The 19,507-nt window shown below is 71.3% G+C and carries 18 protein-coding genes and 1 pseudogene; 12 read left to right on the top strand and 7 right to left on the bottom strand.

Annotation, left to right across the window (positions count from 1 at the left end; genetic code table 11):
• Nucleotides 1–84 precede the first annotated feature (84 nt).
• Both ACIP94_RS05735 and ACIP94_RS05730 read left to right on the top strand, forming a co-directional pair.
• Nucleotides 85–1,566 (top strand): MFS transporter, encoded by a 1,482-nt coding sequence (locus tag ACIP94_RS05735; RefSeq protein ID WP_402419975.1) that lies wholly within the window; start codon nt 85–87, stop codon nt 1,564–1,566.
• A gap of 173 nt (nt 1,567–1,739) precedes the next feature.
• Complete coding sequence (locus tag ACIP94_RS05730; protein WP_402419972.1) at nt 1,740–2,195, top strand: hypothetical protein; 456 nt, start codon at nt 1,740–1,742, stop codon at nt 2,193–2,195.
• A 23-nt stretch (nt 2,196–2,218) separates the two neighbouring features.
• Here the strand turns inward: ACIP94_RS05730 and ACIP94_RS05725 are convergent, their stop codons facing one another.
• Nucleotides 2,219–2,674, bottom strand: a complete 456-nt coding sequence (locus ACIP94_RS05725; RefSeq protein ID WP_402419969.1) for a DUF2269 family protein — start codon at nt 2,672–2,674, stop codon at nt 2,219–2,221.
• 185 nt (nt 2,675–2,859) lie between these two features.
• Between ACIP94_RS05725 and ACIP94_RS05720 the strand changes: the two genes are divergently transcribed.
• Entirely contained in the window at nt 2,860–3,855 is a 996-nt protein-coding gene (locus ACIP94_RS05720) for a GlxA family transcriptional regulator (RefSeq protein ID WP_402419967.1), read from the top strand.
• Nucleotides 3,856–3,956: 101 nt separating this feature from the next.
• Here the strand turns inward: ACIP94_RS05720 and ACIP94_RS05715 are convergent, their stop codons facing one another.
• Complete coding sequence (locus tag ACIP94_RS05715; protein ID WP_402419964.1) at nt 3,957–4,280, bottom strand: hypothetical protein; 324 nt, start codon at nt 4,278–4,280, stop codon at nt 3,957–3,959.
• Between the two features lie 218 nt (nt 4,281–4,498).
• Here ACIP94_RS05715 and ACIP94_RS05710 point away from each other — a divergent pair, with 218 nt between their 5' ends.
• Together ACIP94_RS05710 and ACIP94_RS05705 are read left to right on the top strand one after the other, a co-directional pair.
• Complete coding sequence (locus ACIP94_RS05710) at nt 4,499–4,921, top strand: Hsp20/alpha crystallin family protein (protein ID WP_402420401.1); 423 nt, start codon at nt 4,499–4,501, stop codon at nt 4,919–4,921.
• Nucleotides 4,922–5,037: 116 nt separating this feature from the next.
• A complete protein-coding gene (locus ACIP94_RS05705) occupies nt 5,038–5,625 on the top strand; it encodes a DUF2267 domain-containing protein (protein ID WP_402419962.1) in 588 nt (195 codons plus the stop codon).
• A 206-nt stretch (nt 5,626–5,831) separates the two neighbouring features.
• Here the strand turns inward: ACIP94_RS05705 and ACIP94_RS05700 are convergent, their stop codons facing one another.
• Together ACIP94_RS05700 and ACIP94_RS05695 are read right to left on the bottom strand one after the other, a co-directional pair.
• On the bottom strand, nt 5,832–8,972 hold the full coding sequence (locus tag ACIP94_RS05700) for a DUF3427 domain-containing protein (RefSeq protein WP_402420398.1): 3,141 nt from the start codon (nt 8,970–8,972) through the stop codon (nt 5,832–5,834).
• Between the two features lie 119 nt (nt 8,973–9,091).
• The gene (locus ACIP94_RS05695; protein WP_402419959.1) at nt 9,092–10,108 is read right to left on the bottom strand and encodes a hypothetical protein; all 1,017 of its coding nucleotides are present in this window, start codon (nt 10,106–10,108) and stop codon (nt 9,092–9,094) included.
• Nucleotides 10,109–10,916: 808 nt separating this feature from the next.
• Between ACIP94_RS05695 and ACIP94_RS05690 the strand changes: the two genes are divergently transcribed.
• Nucleotides 10,917–11,177: a hypothetical protein gene (locus tag ACIP94_RS05690; RefSeq protein ID WP_402419956.1), complete on the top strand. Its 261-nt coding sequence runs from the start codon at nt 10,917–10,919 to the stop codon at nt 11,175–11,177.
• Between the two features lie 214 nt (nt 11,178–11,391).
• A complete protein-coding gene (locus ACIP94_RS05685; protein WP_402419954.1) occupies nt 11,392–11,775 on the top strand; it encodes a hypothetical protein in 384 nt (127 codons plus the stop codon).
• A gap of 270 nt (nt 11,776–12,045) precedes the next feature.
• Here the strand turns inward: ACIP94_RS05685 and ACIP94_RS05680 are convergent, their stop codons facing one another.
• Entirely contained in the window at nt 12,046–13,443 is a 1,398-nt protein-coding gene (locus ACIP94_RS05680; protein ID WP_402419951.1) for an MFS transporter, read from the bottom strand.
• A gap of 159 nt (nt 13,444–13,602) precedes the next feature.
• Here ACIP94_RS05680 and ACIP94_RS05675 point away from each other — a divergent pair, with 159 nt between their 5' ends.
• The 4 genes and pseudogenes from ACIP94_RS05675 (at nt 13,603) to ACIP94_RS05660 (ending at nt 16,500) form a co-directional block, all read left to right on the top strand.
• On the top strand, nt 13,603–14,136 hold the full coding sequence (locus tag ACIP94_RS05675; RefSeq protein WP_402419949.1) for a winged helix-turn-helix transcriptional regulator: 534 nt from the start codon (nt 13,603–13,605) through the stop codon (nt 14,134–14,136).
• Nucleotides 14,137–14,211: 75 nt separating this feature from the next.
• Complete coding sequence (locus ACIP94_RS05670; protein ID WP_402419946.1) at nt 14,212–14,523, top strand: DUF6412 domain-containing protein; 312 nt, start codon at nt 14,212–14,214, stop codon at nt 14,521–14,523.
• Between the two features lie 124 nt (nt 14,524–14,647).
• Nucleotides 14,648–15,371, top strand: a pseudogene (locus tag ACIP94_RS05665) (YidC/Oxa1 family membrane protein insertase).
• A 271-nt stretch (nt 15,372–15,642) separates the two neighbouring features.
• Nucleotides 15,643–16,500: a fumarylacetoacetate hydrolase family protein gene (locus ACIP94_RS05660; protein WP_402419943.1), complete on the top strand. Its 858-nt coding sequence runs from the start codon at nt 15,643–15,645 to the stop codon at nt 16,498–16,500.
• 100 nt (nt 16,501–16,600) lie between these two features.
• Here ACIP94_RS05660 and ACIP94_RS05655 read toward each other — a convergent pair whose 3' ends face one another.
• Nucleotides 16,601–17,074, bottom strand: coding sequence for a heme-degrading domain-containing protein (locus tag ACIP94_RS05655; protein ID WP_402419940.1), 474 nt, complete (start codon nt 17,072–17,074; stop codon nt 16,601–16,603).
• Nucleotides 17,071–18,156: a Gfo/Idh/MocA family oxidoreductase gene (locus tag ACIP94_RS05650; RefSeq protein WP_402419937.1), complete on the bottom strand. Its 1,086-nt coding sequence runs from the start codon at nt 18,154–18,156 to the stop codon at nt 17,071–17,073. Before ACIP94_RS05650 ends, ACIP94_RS05655 begins: the two co-directional genes overlap by 4 nt.
• Nucleotides 18,157–18,211: 55 nt before the next feature.
• Here ACIP94_RS05650 and ACIP94_RS05645 point away from each other — a divergent pair, with 55 nt between their 5' ends.
• Complete coding sequence (locus tag ACIP94_RS05645; RefSeq protein WP_402419935.1) at nt 18,212–19,429, top strand: ROK family protein; 1,218 nt, start codon at nt 18,212–18,214, stop codon at nt 19,427–19,429.
• The last annotated feature ends 78 nt before the right edge of the window (nt 19,430–19,507 follow it).

The following is a 19,507-nucleotide window of genomic DNA, read 5'->3' as shown; positions in this document are numbered from 1 at the left end:
GCCGCGCGGGCCCCGGGCGTAAGGCGCTGGTGAGCGGGCACTCGGGCCTCGTGCGGCGTCAGCCGGCGTCACAAGGAGGCAACCATGTCCGTCACCGCGCCACAGCCCGGCACGGTCACCACCGCGATTCCCGCCCGACTCGATCGCCTGCCCTGGTCGCGCTGGCACTGGACGATCGTCATAGGACTCGGCACGGTATGGATCCTCGACGGCCTGGAGGTCACGGTCGTCGGCAATATCGCCAGCCGGCTGTCGGAGCCCGGCAGCGGACTGGCGATCAGCTCCGGCCAGGTCACCGGCATGGCGGCGGCGCTGTATGTGGCGGGCGCCTGTTCCGGCGCCCTCTTCTGGGGCCGCCTCACCGACCGCTACGGCCGCAAGAAGCTGTTCATGATCACCCTCGCGGTCTATCTCGGCGCCACCGCCCTGACCGCGGTCTCCTTCCAGCCCTGGTGGTTCTTTCTCTTCCGCTTCCTCACCGGTTTCGGCATCGGCGGTGAGTACGCGGCCATCAACTCCGCGATCGACGAACTGATCCCGGCGTACTACCGCGGCCGCGTCGACCTCATCATCAACGGCAGCTTCTGGGTGGGCGCGGTCGGCGGCTCCCTGCTGTCGATCCTCGCGCTGAACACCGGCATCCTGGCGAAGGACGTGGGCTGGCGGCTGACCTTCGCCCTGGGCGTCGTTCTCGGCCTGGTCATCCTCCTGGTGCGGCGGCACGTGCCCGAGAGTCCCCGCTGGCTGCTGATCCACGGCAGGGAGCAGGAGGCGGAACAAGTCGTGTCCGCCATCGAACGGAAGGTCGAGGCGGAGAAGGGCGAACCGCTGCCCCGGCCCGCCGGCGAGATCACCATCCACCAGCGCAGGAGCATCGGCTTCCTCGACATCGCCCGCACGGTCCTCTCCCAGTACCGCAAGCGCGCCGCCCTCGGCTTCTCCCTGTTCATCGGCCAGGCGTTCCTCTACAACGCCATCACCTTCGGCTTCGGCGCGATCCTCACCAAGTTCTTCCACGTCCCGGCCGATCACACCGGCTACTACTTCGCCGTCATCGCGGTCGGCAACTTCTTCGGCCCGCTGCTGCTCGGCAAGCTCTTCGACACGGTCGGCCGCCGGGTGATGATCTCCTCGACGTATCTGCTGTCCGGGCTGCTGCTGTTCGGCACCGCCTGGCTCTTCGGCCGGGGCTCGCTGACCGCGGGCACACTGACGGCCTGCTGGTGCGTGGTGCTGTTCTTCGCCTCGGCGGGCGCCTCCAGCGCCTATCTGACGGTCTCCGAGGTGTTCCCGATGGAGACGCGGGCCATGTCCATCGCCTTCTTCTACGCCATCGGAACCGCGGCCGGCGGCATCAGCGGCCCCCTGCTGTTCGCGGACCTCACCAGCACCGGCAGGGTCGGCGACACGGTCCTCGCCTTTCAGATCGGCGCGGCCCTGATGTGCGCGGCGGGCCTGGTCGCGGCCCTGCTCGCGGTCCGCGCGGAACGCCGCTCGCTGGAGGACATCGCCTTGCCGCTGACGGCGGTGACACAGGGAGCGGCGAGCGCGAAGGCCACACCGTAGACGCCGCCCTCGCGCCTTCGCGCCTCGCGCCTTCGCGCCTCGCGCCTTCGCGCCTCGCGCCCCCGCGGGACCGTACGGCCCGGGAATTCGTACGCGCGCCGAGCCGAGAGAGTACGGGTACCTGAGTACCCGTACTCTGTCGGGCCCACCGCCCCGCCGGAATCCTCGTACGCATGACCGAGAAGCTGCTCCGCCCCATGCGAACGCGCGCCCTGCCCGCGCGCTGGCTGATCCGCCTGCTCGGCGCGGCCCTCGCCGCCGCGGCGTATCTGCTCTGCCTGCCCTGGGATCTGCGCAACCGGCCCACGACCCCCGGCGCCACCGAGGAGACGACCCCGGTGACAGCGGTCGGCGTTGTGTTCCTCGGGCTGGCCCTGCTGCTCCTCGCGGCCTACTTCGGCCACTGGGACCGGCTCGGCTGGGCCCTGCTGCTGGTGGCCGCGCCCCCGGCCGCCCTGATGCATGTCTCCTTCCGTGCCCACCCGGCGCCCGACGCCTCGATCTGGCCCCTCACCTGGGGCTTCTTCACCCTGCTGATCGCCGCCGGGGTACTGACGACGGCCGCGGTGGCGAGGGCCCTCAGGGGCGAGTGGGCCCGGGAGGACCTGAACCTCACCAACCCGCTGTGAGACCCCCGGCCCCGGCGGGCCGGCTAGACCCCCGTGGTGGATCCGGGACGCACGATCATCAGCACGGTGACGGCCGCCCACAGGAGGTTGAAGATCCCGGTCACCACGGCGAGTCGAACGGTCTCCCGCCCGGCGGCCGTCCCCCCGTCGACGCCCTCGAGGATCGCCTCCTGCCGAGGCAGCACCAGTGCCCCGAGGACGAGCGCGGCGAGCACGGTCAGCACGATCGACACGACCAGCCAGGTGTCACCCAGCACGCCCATGTTCCTCGCGGTGGCGAACCCGAACACGGGGACCACGACACCGACGACGGCGTAGACCCGGCATATGCGGTGGAGCAGCCCCAGGTGGCTACGGTGCTCCCCTGACTCGGCGAGCGCCTTGCGCGCGGTGGGCGGGAACAGACTCGCGGCGACGGTGACGGGCCCGACGGCGACGATCGCGGCAAGGACATGGACGGCGAGAAGGAACTTGGTCACGGGGCGAGGCTAGGGGCCGGAGCGATCTCGGCACAGTGGCGAAACTGCCACCGCCCAACGGATTCCCGCCACCTCCCACGGGCCGGTCCGGACGCCTGCCGAACACGCGCCGACCTGCGCACATCCCCCGGCCGGTCCCCGGAGAGCGGGTTGGCACGAACCCGTTGCACCCCTACCCTCTCGCCATGCACACCGTGGCGGTCCTGGCTCTGGACCAGGTGATCCCCTTCGACCTCTCGGCCCCGATCGAGGTCTTCTCGCGCACCCGGCTGCCCGATGGGCGCTCCGCGTACCGGGTGCGGATCTGCGCACCGCAGGAGGAGGTGGACGCGGGGGCGTTCCGGATCCGGGCGCCGTACGGGCTTCAGGCGCTGGCGGAGGCCGACACGATCATCCTGCCGGGCACGGCGACCCCGGCCCTGCCGCTGCCGGCGGGCGTCAAGGAGGCCCTGTGCGCGGCCGCGGCGGGCGGCACCCGCATCGCCTCCGTGTGTGCGGGCGCCTTCGTGCTCGCGGCGACGGGCCTGCTGGACGGGCGGCGGGCGACCACGCACTGGGTCGCGGCACCGCTGCTCGCCGAGCGCCACCCGGAGGTGACCGTCGACCCGGATGTGCTCTACGTCGACGAGGGCCAGTTCCTCACCTCGGCGGGCGCGGCGGCGGCGCTCGACCTGTGTCTGCACATGATCCGCAAGGACCATGGCTCGGCGGTCGCGGCGGACGCGGCCCGGCTGTCGGTGATGCCGCTCGAACGGGAAGGCGGCCAGGCCCAGTTCATCGTCCACGCCCGGCCGCCGGCCCCCGCCGGGAACACCCTGGAGCCGCTGCTGCGCTGGCTGGAGGAGAACGCCGACCGGGACCTCACCCTGGACGACATCGCGGCCCGCGCAGGCATGAGCGCCCGCACCCTGAACCGCCGCTTTCGCGAACAGGCCGGCACCACGCCCCTGCAATGGCTGCACCGGGCGCGCATCCGGCGCGCCCAGTACCTCCTGGAGACCACGTCGTACCCCGTCGAACGCATCGCGACCCAGGCCGGCTTCGGCTCCCCGACGGCCTTCCGGGACCGTTTCAAACGGGTGGTCGGCACGAGCCCGTACGCCTACCGGAGGGCCTTTCGGGGAGCGCGGGGGCCGGACGGCAGCGCGGCGGCCCGACGGCCCGACGGCGTCCTGCCGTAGCGCCGCCGGTCCAGGGACTGGCTTCGCCGGTCCAGGGACTGGCTTCGCCGGTCCAGGGACTGGCTTCGCCGGTCCAGGGACTGGCTTCGCCGGTCCAGGGATTAGCTCCGCCGGTCCAGGGACTGGCTCCGCCGGTCCGCCACGGCCCACGACGCCAGGGCCACGGCACCCGCCACCCCGAACACCGCGGGCCAGGCGCCCACCTTCTTGGCCAGCGGATGCGACCCGGCGAACGCGGCGACATACGCGGCCGTCAGCGCCCCGGCCGCCGGGCCCCCGGCCTGCCGCCGCCACCGCTGCGCGGCCGTGGCCCCCGCGACCGCCAGCACGGCCCCGCCGAGCTGCCGCTTCTTGCTCCAGCGGGCGACTCCGTACCCGCCGACGAGCCCACTCGCGGCCACCAGGGCCGTAGGAACCTCCGCCATCGCTGTCTGCCGCCTTCCGCCGTACGTTCTCGGACCGGACCCGCGGCCACGCTCAGTGCCGCGCGCCCGGCGTCATGAGGCTAACTCCGCGGACAGGCGCCACCGACACCAGGTCCCGGTGGTGAACTTGAGCCGAAGCTTGTCAACTTTCTGCCTCCGCGCTATATAAGAAGCCGTAGGGCATCGCACCCAGTGCCTCAGGAAGGGAGTGACCCGTGATGCTCATGCGTACCGACCCGTTCCGTGAACTCGACCGACTCACGCAGCAGGTCTTCGGTTCCGCGACCCGCCCCGCGGCGATGCAGATGGACGCCTACCGTGTCGGTGACGAGTTCGTCGTCCACTTCGACCTCCCCGGCATCGACCCGGAGACGATCGAACTGGACGTCGAACGCCACGTCCTCAACGTCCGCGCCGAACGCCGGTCCCCGGCCCCCGAAGGCGCCGAGATGGTCGTGGCCGAGCGCCCCGCCGGAACCTTCACCCGCCAGCTGTTCCTGGGCGACACCCTGGACACGGAGCGCATCGACGCCTCGTACAACGCCGGCGTCCTGACCCTCCGCATCCCCGTCGCCGAGGAGGCCAAGCCGCGCCGCATCGAGATCACGGGCGGCGACCGGCCCCAGCAGATCACCGGCTGACAGCCGCCGAGACGCGCCCGTCCCACACGTGCGAAATCTCATGGGACGGGCGCGGCATTCGGGGTACCCGGAGCTGGACCGGGTGGGGAATGGAAAAACGGAGGAGTACCCGCACGATGAGTACGATCACGACGAGCGCGGCGGCGACGAGCACGATCGGCGGCACGGGGGCGACCGGTGACCTGGCCACGACCAGGGAACCGACCGCGCACGACGAGTTCCAGGCGGCGGCAGACGAACTGACGACGGCCGCGAAGGGCCTGCTGCCGCCCGCCGACGAGCCGGCCACGAGCGCGCCCCGCGCGGACTGGCCCCGTCTGATCGAGGCGGTCAGAGAGTCCGGCCAGTACACGACCACGGACGAAGCCGAGCGCATCACACGCCTCGTGCTCTGCGCCCTCGGCGGCCATGTGGTCGGAGACGAGCGCGTGGAACTGGCCCGTCGGCTGCCCGAGGAGGCGGCGCGTCTGATCGCGTCGCAGATCCCGGTGACGCGCCCGCTGACCGCCCCCGAGTTCGTGGACGCGGTCGCGACCCACATCCAGGGAGCCACCCGTGCGACGGCGCGCTGGGATGTGAGCGCGGTCCTCACCACCCTGCCCGCACTGGTGGGCGACGACCTCACCACGCGCCTCCTCGCCCAACTCCCCACCGGCTACGCCCTGCTGTTCGGCAAGGCGGAACTCCTGACGCGGGCGGCCTGACCCCGGGAACGAGGGGCCGGACCCCGCCGGGGACCGGCCCCTCGCCCCCTGAAGACTGGGCCCTCGCCTTGGACGGCCCCTGACCCGTCACGCCCAACTGCCTGCCCTGACTGTCACATCCCGCCGTTCCACTCCGTCAGTGCTGGGCAACGGTCACCACGGCCACAACCCGGTGACCTTCTTCCCACGGGCCGGGAGGACCGTCGTCACCTGGCGGCGATAGCCGAGTACGTCCATACATCGGCCGGAAGCTCATGCTGGAGCTCCCAGGTGATCGCCATCGGCTTGCTGCCGGTGTGGGACTTGTAGGTGGCCGGTCCCAGGAGCATCCAAGGTTCGGACTTGCCGATGCTGTTGTTCTTGTAGCGGCGCAGGAAGAGCAGAACGTGGCTGCCCTCGTCCGCATGGTGCTGATAGCGCAGGCCCGTCGGGGAGTTCTCGGGCGTCGTGCCTTGCGACTCCCAGTGGAACCGGGTTTGGGTGAGCGCGTAGTCCTTGTAGCGGACAGTGGGTGAGAAGTCCCGCTCGTTCTTCTCCAGGGTGATGAGAAGAGCGTCGGTCTTGATTTCCTCGACCCAGGTCACTCCTTGACTGAAGACTCCGGGCATCTGGCCGCCCAGTCGCGCCACTCCGAGGGCCGCGAGGATCTCGGAGCGGTTGTAAGTGCTGTGGATCTTAAGCGGGAGGTGGCTCAGAGGTCCGTCCAGCGGGATGGGGAAGTGGTCGGTCCGATCAAGAACATACGACAGGACCTGCTGCAACTCATCGCGGAAGACGTGGTGGGCGCGCAGCGACTCCAGGCCTTCGCGGTAGCTGGAAAAGCCACCAGCCTTGTCCCACAGGTTGAAGAACAGCATGCGCCCGTATACCTGGCCGGTGGGCGAGAGCGCGTCGTAATCGGGGGCGTCGTCTGCGAGGAGGCGCAGATAAGCGTGAGCCCGCTCGGGATCGTCCACGTGAAGGAAGGCATGAACACGCTTGAGGAGGTCCTCCTCGCCCGGCACCTCTGCTTCCGTGACAAGCCCGGCTCTGCGCAAAACCGCGGTCCAGGAGTTCTTGTTCTTGTAGAGCTCCTTGATCTCCCGTCTGCTCTCGTGGAGGTACGCGGCCAGCCTGGGCGTGGTGTAGTCCCTGACCTCCTTCGCCAGTGTGTTGATCGTGGCGTTGAGCTGCGTACGGATGTTGTCGAGTACGAGGTCCTTGGACTTGCCCTCCAGGAGGATCTGGCAGCCGGAGGGCAGGTGGGGAAAGTCGTGCTCGATGCTGTCGACTAGGCGGTTGCGGGAAAGGTTGGTCAGGGCCCGGAACTGTTCCTCGAAGCGGAACTCCGCCCGGTGCTGGCCAATGAAGTCCAGCACGGTCAGTACTGGCTTGTTCGGTGTACGGCGCAGCCCGCGTCCCAACTGCTGGAGGAAGACGGTCGCACTGTTCGTGGGGCGCAGCAGGAGCAGGGTGTCGACGTCCGGGATGTCCAGGCCCTCGTTGAACAGGTCAACGGAGAAGATCACCTGGATCCGGCCGGCCTTGAGGTCGTTCAGCGTGCGTTCGCGCTCGGCGGGAGTCGAGTCGCTGTCGAGTGCGGTGGCCTGGAATCCCACCTCGCGGAAGCGTTCCGCCATGAAGTGGGCGTGCTTCTTGGACACACAGAAACCCAAGGCGCGCATCGCCGCGGGGTTGGAGATCTTGTCCCTGACTTGCTTGATGACGATGAGAGCCCGGGCGTGGCTGGCCGTGTAGAGGTTGGCCAGCTCGTCTCGGTCGTAGGAACCCGCTCGCCAGTCGAGCTGGGAGAGGTCAGTCCCGTCTGGGATGCCGAAGTAGTGGAAAGGGCACAGCAGATCGTTCTCGAGGGCTTCCCAGAGCCGCATCTCGGCGGCGATCCGGCCGCCGAAGAACTCGTCCTGCACATTGCGCCCGTCCATCCTCTCCGGCGTCGCCGTGAGACCGAGCAACTCGGCCGGAGTGAAGTGCTCCAGGACTCGGCGGTATGTGTTCGCCGTGGCGTGGTGGAACTCGTCGATGACGATGACGTCGAAGTGACCCGGATCGAGCTGATCCAGCCTCTGGAGGTTGAGAGATTGGACGCTGGCGAAGACATGCGTCCATTCGCGGGGTTCTTGCCCGTTGTAGAGCAGCTCACCAAAGGAGGCGTCGCCGAGTACCTCCTGATATGTGCGCAGGGACTGCCTCAGGATCTCTTTGCGGTGAGCGACGAAGAGCAGCCGGGGCAGCTCTCCACCGCGCTGGTCACGCAGAGTGCGGTAGTCCAGGGCCGCCATGACGGTCTTGCCCGTTCCGGTCGCCGCGACAAGGAGATTCTCGTGATGGCCCCGGATCTCACGCTCGACTCGTAGGCGCTCCAGCATGTCCCGCTGGTGCGGGAAGGGCCGCACTTCGAGCCCAGAGATATTGATCTTTAGCTCGTCGCCCGATCCCTTGCCGCCCGCCTGGGCCAACGCGTCAGCGAGGCGCGCCCCGTCGTTGTCGGGGTCGTACGCTTCGAAGGCGGGATCGTCCCAGTATGCGTCGAATGTTGCCTCGAACTTATCGACAACCCTGGGGGTGGCGACGGACGACAGCCGTACGTTCCACTCCAGACCGTCGAGCAGCGCGGCCTTCGACAGGTTGGAGCTGCCCACGTACGCCGTGTCGAAGCCGGTTTTCCGGCGGAAGAGCCAGGCCTTCGCATGGAGACGCGTCGACCGGATCTCGTAGTTGATCTTTACCGTGGCGTTGAACTCCCGGACCAGGCGGTCCAGTGCATACCGATCGGTGGCGCCGATGTACGTGGTCGTAATAACGCGGATGGGGACGTTTCGTTCCTTCGCCGCGCGCAGTGCGTCCTCAAGCACCCGTATCCCATGCCACTTCACGAACGCGCACAGCAGGTCGATGTGGTCGGCCGTGGCGAGTTCGGCACGCAGTTCGGCACCCAGGTTGGGGTCGTCCGGCGCATTGGTGATCAACGCCGTTTCCGACAGTGGCGTCAGAGGGCGGATCGCGTAGGCACCGGGCGCCTCTTGCTGGGCGAGAGCGAGCAGTTGCCGTGGTCCCTCGACGATGGAGCCGAGGGCCTCCGCATCCAGGTCGGGGGCACTGGCAGCCAGCGACCGCATGATCTGGTTGGCGGCCGCCACCTGGTCCTTGTGCGGCATCAGACTCAGCCGGTGCCCCACGGCAGCACCGATGTATCTGGCCAGCACATGAGGGGTCGACTCCTCGCTGACCTCGGCGTCGATCGCCTTCCAGCCCGCCGCTTCCAGCCCCTCTATGTGCTGCCGTAGGTTCTCGGTCAAGAGCTGCTCATAGACGCCCGCGACGGGTTGCGTCACGTCCCCCGGCTCCATCACGACTGCTCCTTCGCCCCCTCGTAGACCCTCGCACGCGATCTCTCGCGCCGATTCGGATCTGTTCTAGCAGCAGGCACTGACCATCGAGTGCCCTGTGAGGGAGGTTGGTCGGGGGCTTACGCCTCTAGGCCGTGACACCCCTCGTAAACCCGCTCCGACCCGCACCAACACACCCCGCCCCGCTCCGGCGGCCAAGCCGCCGCCCGGCCGCGGGCTGCCAGGGTCGTCGCGTACTGGGGGAGGAGGGCCGTGTCCTCCGGGGTGGTGCCCTCCGATGCCGCGAAGGCCTCGTAGGACGGGACCGTGCCCGTCACGATGCCCAGGTTCGGGGTGCCCGAGGCGGCCAGTTCCCTCAGGGAGCGCTCTATTGTCGCCTGGTGCTCCGTGAGGGAGGAGTACTCGGTGGCCAGCGACGGGTAGGCCGACACCAGCTCCTGGAGCTCGGGGGCCGGCCAGTGCAGGACCGCGACCGGGAACGGGCGGGACAGGGCCTCCCGGTACGCGCCCAGCTCTGCCCGCAGGCGGCCGATCTCGGCCTGGAGCTCCGCCGGGTTGTCCGAGCCCAGGGACCAGATCCGCTTCGGGTCGTGGAGCTCGTCCAGGGACACCGGGGAGGAGTGGAGGGTGTCGGCCAGCGTGTCCCACTCGTCGTGGGCCGCGCCCAGCATGCGGCGAACCCGGTGGCGGCCGTAGAGGAGGGGGTGCGTGGACTGCGGGGGCTCCGCCGTGTCACCGAGCAGGAGCCGCAGCCCCTGCGTGAACGTCGCCTCCGCCGCCTCCAACTCGTCGTGCGCCTCCAGCGACTCCGCGACGATCACCCAGGGCGCCGGGTTGCGGGGGGCGGACGCGCGGATTCCGTCGATGATCGCCCGGGCCTCCGCCTCGTGGTCGTACTCCCACAGGTTCGACGCCTTCAGGGCACGGACCAGGTGGGGGTTCTCCAGGGGCGCCGACGACGACAGCAGGCGGTCGTACAGCGCGGTCGCGGCGGGGCGGTCACCGCCCAGTTCCCGGTGGGCCGCGGCCTGGAGCAGCAGGTGCTCCGCGTCCTCGGGGTACAGGCCGGCACTCCGCTCCAGGCGTGCTGCTTCGGCGTTGTGGTCGACGTTCTCGGCAGGCGTGTCGGGGCGCATGGGGAACACCGTACTGCCGACGACCGACAATGGAGAGAGATTCCCAGGCCAGGGGTGGTCAAGGGTTTTCCTAAGGCCGCGCTCGCCGGGTTACCCCACCACTCCGTCCGCCTGGAGCGTCTGCACCGCCCCCGCCGCTTGCGGTATGGCCGACTGCACGGACGCGGCAATGGCAACCCTCCTGGGCGCCGGTCGCGGTCCACCAGGCGGAGGACGGTTCGTCGAACGCCTCCACCGTCACGAAGTTCACTCCCCGGTTGTTCCTGGCGTAGAGGGCCCCTGTTCCTGGCGTAGAGGGCCCCGGAGGGGCTTTCGCTTCGGCAGGTCGTTTGCCGTACGGGATGTCGAACAGTCGAGGTGGGCGTTCGTTCGTGGTGCTCCGCGCGGGAACCTCACGTCTTGCTCAGAAGGGCCGGCGGCAACGACGGCCGGCAGTACGGTTCCCGGGACTCCGGACGCACCGGACGCATGGGGGAACCGGTCATGGGTTCTACGAGGACGACCACTGCGCGCCCGCGGGCCTGGATCGCCGGAGGTGCCGTGACGGCGTCGGCGCTTCTGCTCGTCTCGTGCACGGCATCCGAGGGTCGTGAGGCCGCCGGGTCCGGCGCGGCGTCGCCGAGTGCCGGTGCCCATCGGGCGGCTGCCCGGCCACCCGGGCAGAAGCTCGGTGAGGACCAGGAGGACCAGGAGGACCAGGAGGACCAGGAGGGGCAGGAGGAGCAGGGGCAGAAGCAGCCCGGTGAGCAGGCTCAGGCCGTCCTGGGCGGCTTCGGTGGCGGGGCGATGGTCGAGGCCGGGACGGAGCGTGTCGCCGACGGCATCCACCGAGCCGTTGCTCCGGCGGGGCAGGGCCTACCGGCTCGACCTGGTATGCGTCGGACGGGGCAGTGCGCGGGTGGTGTTCACACCGGCGGGCGCCGGTACGGAGGCCGGTGTGCCCTGTGACCGGTCGGTGGTGTGGCAACGGTTCACTCCGCACGGGCCCGTTCGTATCGACGTCGACGGCGTCAAGGGCTCGACCGGGGCGATCGCCTGGGTCCTCAGGGAGGTCGGACATGTCTCGTAGCGCTCGTGGAGTCGGCGTGTTGCGCGGCGTTCCCTTGGGGCTGGGCCTTGTCTCTGCGGCGGTGCTGCTTCCGCTTGTCGCCTGCGCGCACGGTCTCTCCGACGCCGGACGGGGACCGGCACCGACCGGGCAGCGGCCTGTTCCGGTCCGGCAACTCCCCAGCCGGCCGGGGCCCTCCACGAGTTCGCCCGAGCGCGGTGAGGTGAGGGTGACCGTGACCGACCGCACCGAACGGTCCGTGCTCACGGCGCCGCGGCTGGACGGCGGGGACACCGTCGCGGGCCGCCAGGGCCCGACCAACGGCAGCGCGAGCATCGGGTTCGGCAAGGGCGGAAAGGGCGACGCACTCGTCGTCGCCGTACGGTGTGAGGGCCGGGGGAGCCTCTACGTCGCGGTGCGGTCCGTGGGGGCCTCCTTCCCCCTGGAGTGCCGGGCCGGCCGGGTCAACAGCATCTGCAACGAGATGGCGCTGAGGGGCGCGGACCGCGGCGGCACGGTGTCCGTCGAGGCGCCCTCGGCCGTGCGCTGGTCTCTGACGGTCGGCCGGACCGGGCACCCGGCGGAGGACACGGCCGGGACCGGCCGCGGGGGCGAGTGACCACCGGTCAGGAGAGGTCCGGTGGAGCCGTGGCGGTGTCGCGGCCGGTGCCGGGGGCGCGTCGCCGTGGGCGTGGAGCGGGCAGTGGCCGGCGGTGGTCGCGGGCCGGACGGTGCGTCAGCCGGTGCCGTGCCGGGGTCTCCACCCGATCCGCCGGCGGGGGACGCGTTCGACAACGAACGCGCCCCTCGTTCCGCGGGTTCCTTTTCGGGTCGTTTCCCGTTTCTCAAGTGCCTTCCCGGGCCCCTTCCATCCCTCTCGGATCCCTTCTCAGGCGGTCCGCTCCCGCAGGGCCAGCACACCGGCCGCTCCCACCACGGCCAGGACAGCCGAGACGATCAAGGCGATGTTCGCGCCGTGCGCCGGTGCGCCGCCCGAGGTGACCAGGGCGATGGTGAGGGCCACGCCCGCGCAGGAGCCGATGTAGCGGAACGTCTGCTGGGCGCCCGAGCCCATCGCCGCCCGTGCGGCGGGGACCGATTCCACGGCGACCAGCGGAAGGGCGGCGTTGAGCAGTCCGCTGCCCACGCCACCGACGACCAGGCCGGGCAGCATGCGCAACCAGGTGTGGGCGCCTATCGCGCCGAGCATGGTCACGACGGCGACGGCGTGCAGGCCGAAGCCGAGGGCGAGTTGGTGGCGGGAGGAGACGCGGCCCGCCAGTCGCTTCGCCTGGAGGGCGACGAGGAAGGACAGCCCGGACCAGATCAGGAACAGCCAGGCCGTTTGCATCGGCGAGAGGCCGAGCGTCCGCTGGAGCAGGGCCGGCAGGAAGCTGAACAGGCCGATCACCGCGATGCCCGTGAAGAGTCCGGCCGCCGCGGAGCCGAGGAAGCGCGGGCGGCGCAGCAGGGTGAGGTCGATCATCGGGGTACGGGTGCGGTGCTCGATCAGGGCGAAGCCCAGGACCAGGACCACGGCCGCCGCGAACAGCAGAAGCACCGGGGTCCTCAGCCAGCCGTCCCGGCCCAGGGTCAGTGCGGCCACCAGGGAGACGAGGGCGAGGCTGAAGACGGCCGCCCCCGCGAGGTCCGGGCGGCCCTCGCGGGGTGCGCGGGACTCCGACAGGCCGCGTGTCGACAGGGCCGCGATCACCAGAGCCCCGGCGCCGAGGACGCCGTAGGTGGACCGCCAGGAGGGCATCGCCCCGGCGACCACGGGACCGACCGCGATGCCGCCGCTGACGAACGCGCCCCACACACCGGTCGCGTGCAGCCGGCCGCGCGCGCTCGGATAGGCGTGCACCAGCAGGCCGAGGCTGCTGGCGAGGACGGCCGCGCTGGCGGCGCCCTGGGCGACGCGGGACAGCGTGAACAGCCAGGTCGAGGTGGTGAGGGCGCCGAGAACGGTGGTGAGGCCGAGGGCGACCGTGCCGGCCACGAAGATCCGGCGGCGGCCGTAGTCGTCGGCGAGGCTGCCGGCCACCAGGAGCAGTGCCGCCAGGCCCAGCGGGGTGCCGTTGAGCAGCCAGGCCTGGGCGGAGACCGGGGTGTGCAGGGCGGTGACGGTGTCGGGGAGCGTGACCGAAGGGGCGGTGTAGATCATCAGCGCCATGGCCGTGGCCGCGCTGGTCAGGGCGAGGGTGAGGGCGGCCCGCGGGGTCTTCTCGACCACGAGGGCGGAGGCGGGGGCGGTGAGGGTCGTGGTGGTGCTTTCCAGCTGGGGCATGGTCTGCGCTTCCAGGTGAGGGCCGGTCGAGCGGTCGGTTCGGTCATTGAACCTTCCATCGTCCTGACCGTAGCAGCGCAGGTTCGGTCATTGAATCAAGGCCGGGCAAAGTCGATTCGGTCATTGAACTGACGAGGGAGGCGTGGCTACAGTGGAACCATGGCTCTCGGCAAGGACTACGCGACACAGGAGTGCTCGATCGCCCGGGCACTGGAGGTCGTGGGCGAGCGCTGGACGCTGCTCGTCGTGCGCGACGCGTTCTACGGCGTACGTCGTTACAACGACTTCCTTGTCCACCTCGGCATCCCGCGCGCCGTCCTCGCGGCCCGTCTTCAGACCCTCACCGCCGAGGGGGTCCTCGAGAAGCGCCGCTACCAGGAATCCCCGCCGAGGGACGAGTACGTCCTCACCGACCGCGGTCTTGGCCTGTGGCCCACCCTGCGCGCGCTCGGCCTGTGGGGGCGTGACCACTTCACCGCGGTCCAGCTGCGCCTCTTCCGGCACGCGACCTGCGGGACGGAACGCGAACTGGGTCCGTACGGGGAATGTCCCGACTGCGGAACCGTCGTGCCCGTCTCGGACGTCGTCATGGTGCCGGGACCCGGAGTCGACCCGAACCCGGCCGATCCGATCAGCCGGATGATGCTCAAGCCGAGGAGGCTGCTTCAGCCGATCGAGATCGAGGCGGAATAAGCAATAAGGCGGAGCAAGTAAGAGCCTGTGTAAGTCGAGTTTGCGCGGGTGGCGGGTGTGAGGGGAGGGGCGTTGATGATCCGCAGGTGGATGAACCCGTGCCCCGCCGCGGTGCTGCTCGTCCTGCTCCTCGAGGTCGCGGTGCTCGACACCGGGAGCCTGCCCGCCGCCGTCGCCTTCGCCGCGACCGCCGCGGCCGGCTCCGCGCTCGCCGCCTGCGCGCTGATCGCCGCCCGCAGCGTGCCCGCCGTGCCGCCGACGCGGGTGCGCACGGCCCTGCGTGACCGAGAGCACCGCACCGCCTTCCTGCCGCAACGGGACCCCGACGCCCCGGGCCGCAGCCGCCCGCGGGCACCGGGGCATGCCCTTGCGGCGACCGCCGCGTAGGGCCCACACTTCTTCGCTTCTCCTCGTTTCCATGCGCGCATGCGCGGATGTGTGACCCCGCGCGGGTCGTCATGCCGACACCTCCCTTCCGCCCGGCACGACGAGACCCCTGGAGGGCTCACCCATGTCCACGTTCACGTCCGTGTTCGCCGGCCTGGTCGAACGGCTCGCGGATCTGCTCCAGCCGCTCTTCCACGCCTCCGCGGCGGCCGCCGCGATCATCCTGTTCACCGCGCTCGTACGACTCCTCGTCCACCCCCTGTCCCGGGCCGCGGCGCACGGGCAGCAGGCCCGCGCCAAGCTGCAACCGGAGATCGCCGAGCTGCGCAGGAGGCACGCGAAGGATCCCGAGGGGCTCCAGCGGAGCGGTTCTCGCGCTGCATGAGCGGGAACGAGTGAGCCCGTTCTCGGGCCTGCTGCCGAGCCTGCTCCAACTGCCCGCCTTCTTCCTCCTCTACCACCTGTTCTCCAGCACCACGATCGGCGGCGAGGCGAACGACCTGCTCTCCCATACGCTGTTCGGCGCGCCGCTCGGCGACCGCTGGGCGGACGCGCTGGGCCACGGCGGGCTCTTCGGGCCGGCCGGACTCGTCTACCTCGGTCTGTTCGCGTGCGTCGCGGCCGTCGCCGCCTTCACCGTCCGGCGTACGAGGCGGACGAGGGCCCTGAGCGCGGTACCGGGTGGGGCGGGCGAGCAGGTGCCCGGGCTCGGCGCGGTCACCAAGGTCATGCCGTTCCTGTCCTTCTTCACCCTGGTCACCGTGGCGGTGGTGCCGCTGGCCGCCGCGCTGTACGTGGTCACCAGTACGACGTGGAGCGCGGTCGAGCGGGTGGTGCTGTACCGCTGAGCGCGGGCGGGCGGGTGGTGCTGTACCGCTGAGCGCGGGCGGGCGGGTGGTGCTGTACCGCTGAGCGCGGGCGGGCGGCGGGACTTCTGCCGAGCGCGGGCGGCGGGACCACCTCTGAGGGTGGTCGACCGGGCGGTCCAGTCCGTGAACGGGGTATTGCGGACTGCACGCGGAGCTTGGAGGATCAACCAGTCCTCCGATGGCTGCGCCCCCGGCCGCACTCAGGTCGCACCCATCGGCGGGGCTGCCGCGACCGAGGGAGAGGGTGACCGTGAAGCTGCTGCGAGTCGGTACGGCGGGAAGGGAGCGGCCCGCGCTGCTGGACGCCGGGGGGACCCTGCGGGATCTGTCGGGACTCGTCGCCGACATCGACGGGCCGCTGCTCGCCGACGACGCGGCACTCGCCCGCATCCGCGTGGCCGCCGAGTCGGGCGAGCTGCCGGCGATGGACGCGGACGGACTGCGCATCGGGCCGCCGCTCGCCCGCGTCGGCAAGGTCGTCTGCATCGGCCTGAACTACCACGACCACGCCCGCGAGACCGGGGCCGAACCGCCCGCCGAGCCGGTGATCTTCCTCAAGGCGCCGGACACGGTGGTCGGGCCCCATGACACCGTGCTCGTGCCGCGCGGGTCCACCCGGACCGACTGGGAGGTCGAACTCGCGGTCGTCATCGGGCGTACGGCCCGCTATCTGGCGTCGCGGGAGGAGGCGCTCGCGCACATCGCCGGGTACGCGGTGGCGCACGACGTCTCCGAGCGCGAGTTCCAGATCGAACGCGGCGGGACCTGGGACAAGGGCAAGAACTGCGAGACGTTCAACCCGCTCGGGCCATGGCTGGTGACCGCGGACGAGGTCCCCGATCCCCAGAACCTCGGCCTGAGGCTCTGGGTCAACGGGGAGCTGAAACAGGACGGGTCCACCGCGGAGCAGATCTTCCCCGTCGCCGAAGTGGTGCGGTACGTCAGCCGGTTCATGACGCTGTACCCGGGTGACGTCATCAACACCGGGACGCCGGCGGGGGTGGCCCTGGGGCGGCCGGAGCCCAAGCCGTATCTGCGGGCCGGGGACGTGGTGGAGCTGGAGATCGACGGACTGGGGCGGCAGCGACAGGAGTTGAAGGACGCGTAGAGGCAGCGCGGCAACCGCCGGGGAACCGCGGGAACGGGCGGCCGCCGCACGGGCGTTCGCGTCCACGCGGCGGGCCGCACGATGCCACCGTCCCGCGTCCTTAGCGGGACTCCTTGAACCTCTCCAGCGCCTCGACCACCAACGCGTGGTCCTCCAGCTGCGGCAGGCCCGACACCACCACCGTGCCGATCACGCCCGCGCCCTGCACCGCGATCGGGAACGCGCCGCCGTGCGCCGCGTACACGTCCGGGTCGAGGCGGGAGGACTCCTCGAACGTCGTGCCCTTGGCGCGGAAGCGGGTGCCGACCAGCAGGGAGGAGCAGCCGTAGCGCTCGACCACGCGGCGCTTGCGGTCGATCCAGGCGTCGTTGTCCGGCGTGGAGCCCGGCAGCGCCGCGTGGAAGAGCTGCTGGCCGCCCCGGCGGATGTCGATCGCGACGGGCGCGCTGCGGGCCCGTGCCAGCTCCACCAGCAGAGTGCCGAGCGCCCACGCTTCGTCGTAGGTGAAGTGAGGGAGCGTCAGACGCCGCTCCTGCGCTTCGAGTTCGGGAATTTCGGGAGCGGTCGTCGTCACAGCGTCACCGCCACACCCTCGCGGGCCGAACGCCCGGCCGCCTCCAGGACATCGAGGGCCGCGGCCGCCTCGTGCGCGGTGACCGGGTTGGGGCCGCCCTCGCGCAGTGCCCTCGCGACGGCCGCGTAGTACGCCGGATAGTCGCCGGGAAGGGTCGGTACGGGGCGGCCGCCGCCGGTCAGCGGAGACTCGCCGGCACCGATGCGGCCCCAGAGGGACTCGGGCTCCCGGCCCCACTCCGGGCCGGGGCGCAGGCCGTCGCGCAGGGCCGCCTCCTGCGGGTCCAGGCCGTACTTCACATAGCCCGCCTCGGAGCCGAGGACGCGGAAGCGGGGGCCGAGCTGGGCCGCCGTCGCGGAGACATACAGGTGGGAGCGGACACCGCTGGTGTGCGTCAGCGCGATGAACGTGTCGTCGTCCGTCTGCGCGCCCGGGCGGCGGATGTCCGCCTCGGCGTACACGGAGGCGGCGGGGCCGAAGAGGACGAGCGCCTGGTCGACGACGTGGCTGCCCAGGTCGTAGAGCAGACCTCCGATCTCTGTGGGGTCACCGGACTCGCGCCAGCCTCCCTTGGGCTGCGGGCGCCAGCGCTCGAAGCGGGACTCGAAGCGCCATACGTCGCCCAGTTCGCCCTCGGCCAGCAGCGCCCGGAGAGTCAGGAAGTCGTTGTCCCAGCGGCGGTTCTGGAAGACGGAGAGCAGCAGGCCGCGCTCCTCGGCGAGGGCCGCCAGCGCGCGTGCCTCGGCCGCCGTGCCCGCGATCGGCTTGTCGACCACGACCGGCAGGCCCGCCTTCAGGGCGGCCGTGGCGATCGGGACGTGCGTCTTGTTCGGGGAGGCGATGACGATCAGGTCCAGTTCCCCGGCCCGGGGCCACAGCTCGTCGGCGGAGGAGGCGATGCGCACGTCCGGGTACTCGGCGCGGGCCTCCTTCTGCCGCTCGGGGTTCGAGGTGACCACGGTGTCGAGGGCCAGGCCCTCGGTGGCGGCGATCAGCGGGGCGTGGAAGACGGAGCCCGCGAGGCCGAAGCCGACGAGGCCCACGCGGAGGGGGGTGTCAGTACCAGGGGCTGTGGCAGTCATGGCTCTACTTTCGCAACGCTGTTGCCAAAGTGCAAGCGCCAGGGAGAATGGGGAGGTGGACACGACGTATGCGGGATCGGGCGGAGGCAGGCATGGGGTCGGGGGAACCGTGGCGGGCGGAGTGAACCTGCTGGGGCTGCGCAGCCACAACGCGGCGCTCGTACTGGATCTGCTGCGCACCGCGGGGGAGGCCGGGATCAGCCGGCTGGAACTGGCGGAGCGGACCGGGCTGACCCCTCAGGCCGTCAGCAAGATCACTGCCCGGCTGCGCGCGGACGGCCTCGCGGTGGAGGCGGGCCGTCGCGCCTCCACCGGCGGCAAGCCGCGGACGGTGCTACGGCTGGTGCCGGACGCCGGACACGCGGTGGGCCTGCACCTGGACCGGGACGAACTGAGGGCCGTGCTCTGCGACCTGACGGGCACGGTGATCGCGGATCGGCGTACTCCGCTGGACTTGGGCGCCGGGCGGGAGGCCGTGGTGGAGGGGGCCGCCCGGGAGGTGGAGGCCCTGCTCGCCGGGGCCGTGCGGGCGCCGGGGGCGGACGGCGTCACGAAGGCTCCCGCCGGTGCGCCCGGCACCGCTCCGGCTCCCGCCCCCCTTCCCGTCCTCGGTGTCGGTGTGGCGCTCCCCGGCCCTCTCGACCATCGGCACGGTGTGCTGCACCGGGTCACCGGGTTCCCCGAGTGGGACGGATTCCCGCTGCGGGACGCGCTGGCGCGGCGGCTCGGGATCCCCGTCGTCGTCGACAAGGACACCAACGCCGCGGCGCTCGGGCTCGCCCTGGGCGGGGCGGCCGAGGCCGTGTCCGCGTCGTTCGCCTACCTGCACCTGGGGACCGGACTCGGGGCCGGGCTGGTCATCGGCGGGGTGGTGCACCGTGGCGCGCGGACCGGGGCCGGCGAGTTCGGGCACCAGGTCATCCGGTTGGACGGGCCGCCCTGCGACTGCGGTGACCGGGGCTGTATCGAGGCGCTGTGCCTGGCCGCCGTCGCGCGGGGCGATGTGGCCGAGGCGGCGCGGGTCCTCGGCGCGGGCGCGGCGAACCTGGCCAGGCTGCTCGACATCGACCTGGTGCTGCTCGGCGGCCGTACCGTCGCCGCGCACCCGGAGTCCTTCGTGGGCGGAGTGAGCGCCGTCCTCGACGCACGTGCCCGGCGCGAGGGCGCGACCGCGGGCGCCCCGGTGCGCCTCGCTCCCGGCGGGGCGCGCGGGGTGGCGGAGGGCGCGGCCCAACTGCTGCTCGCGCCGCTGTTCGGGCGCGCGGAGGGCTGACACGGGGCGGAAGGCACGGGTCGGCAATCGGGCGGGAGCGAGGGGAGACTCCCGGGCGGGGGCGGGGGACGGTTCTCG

The organism is Streptomyces sp. NPDC093261 (assembly GCF_044753645.1).
In the GTDB taxonomy this organism is placed as follows: domain Bacteria; phylum Actinomycetota; class Actinomycetes; order Streptomycetales; family Streptomycetaceae; genus Streptomyces.
The sequence above is the reverse complement of the archived record's forward strand: the minus strand, read 5'-3'. Positions and strand labels throughout refer to the sequence as shown.

What these genes read in the sequence shown, in the direction of transcription:
- ACIP94_RS05735 (WP_402419975.1), top strand. Translation starts at nt 85, where the DNA reads ATGTCCGTCACCGCGCCACAGCCCGGCACGGTCACCACCGCGATTCCC.
- ACIP94_RS05730 (WP_402419972.1), top strand. Translation starts at nt 1,740, where the DNA reads ATGACCGAGAAGCTGCTCCGCCCCATGCGAACGCGCGCCCTGCCCGCG.
- ACIP94_RS05720 (WP_402419967.1), top strand. Translation starts at nt 2,860, where the DNA reads ATGCACACCGTGGCGGTCCTGGCTCTGGACCAGGTGATCCCCTTCGAC.
- ACIP94_RS05715 (WP_402419964.1), bottom strand. Translation starts at nt 4,280, where the DNA reads ATGGCGGAGGTTCCTACGGCCCTGGTGGCCGCGAGTGGGCTCGTCGGC.
- ACIP94_RS05710 (WP_402420401.1), top strand. Translation starts at nt 4,499, where the DNA reads ATGCTCATGCGTACCGACCCGTTCCGTGAACTCGACCGACTCACGCAG.
- ACIP94_RS05705 (WP_402419962.1), top strand. Translation starts at nt 5,038, where the DNA reads ATGAGTACGATCACGACGAGCGCGGCGGCGACGAGCACGATCGGCGGC.
- ACIP94_RS05700 (WP_402420398.1), bottom strand. Translation starts at nt 8,972, where the DNA reads ATGGAGCCGGGGGACGTGACGCAACCCGTCGCGGGCGTCTATGAGCAG.
- ACIP94_RS05695 (WP_402419959.1), bottom strand. Translation starts at nt 10,108, where the DNA reads ATGCGCCCCGACACGCCTGCCGAGAACGTCGACCACAACGCCGAAGCA.
- ACIP94_RS05680 (WP_402419951.1), bottom strand. Translation starts at nt 13,443, where the DNA reads ATGCCCCAGCTGGAAAGCACCACCACGACCCTCACCGCCCCCGCCTCC.
- ACIP94_RS05675 (WP_402419949.1), top strand. Translation starts at nt 13,603, where the DNA reads ATGGCTCTCGGCAAGGACTACGCGACACAGGAGTGCTCGATCGCCCGG.
- ACIP94_RS05670 (WP_402419946.1), top strand. Translation starts at nt 14,212, where the DNA reads ATGATCCGCAGGTGGATGAACCCGTGCCCCGCCGCGGTGCTGCTCGTC.
- ACIP94_RS05650 (WP_402419937.1), bottom strand. Translation starts at nt 18,156, where the DNA reads ATGACTGCCACAGCCCCTGGTACTGACACCCCCCTCCGCGTGGGCCTC.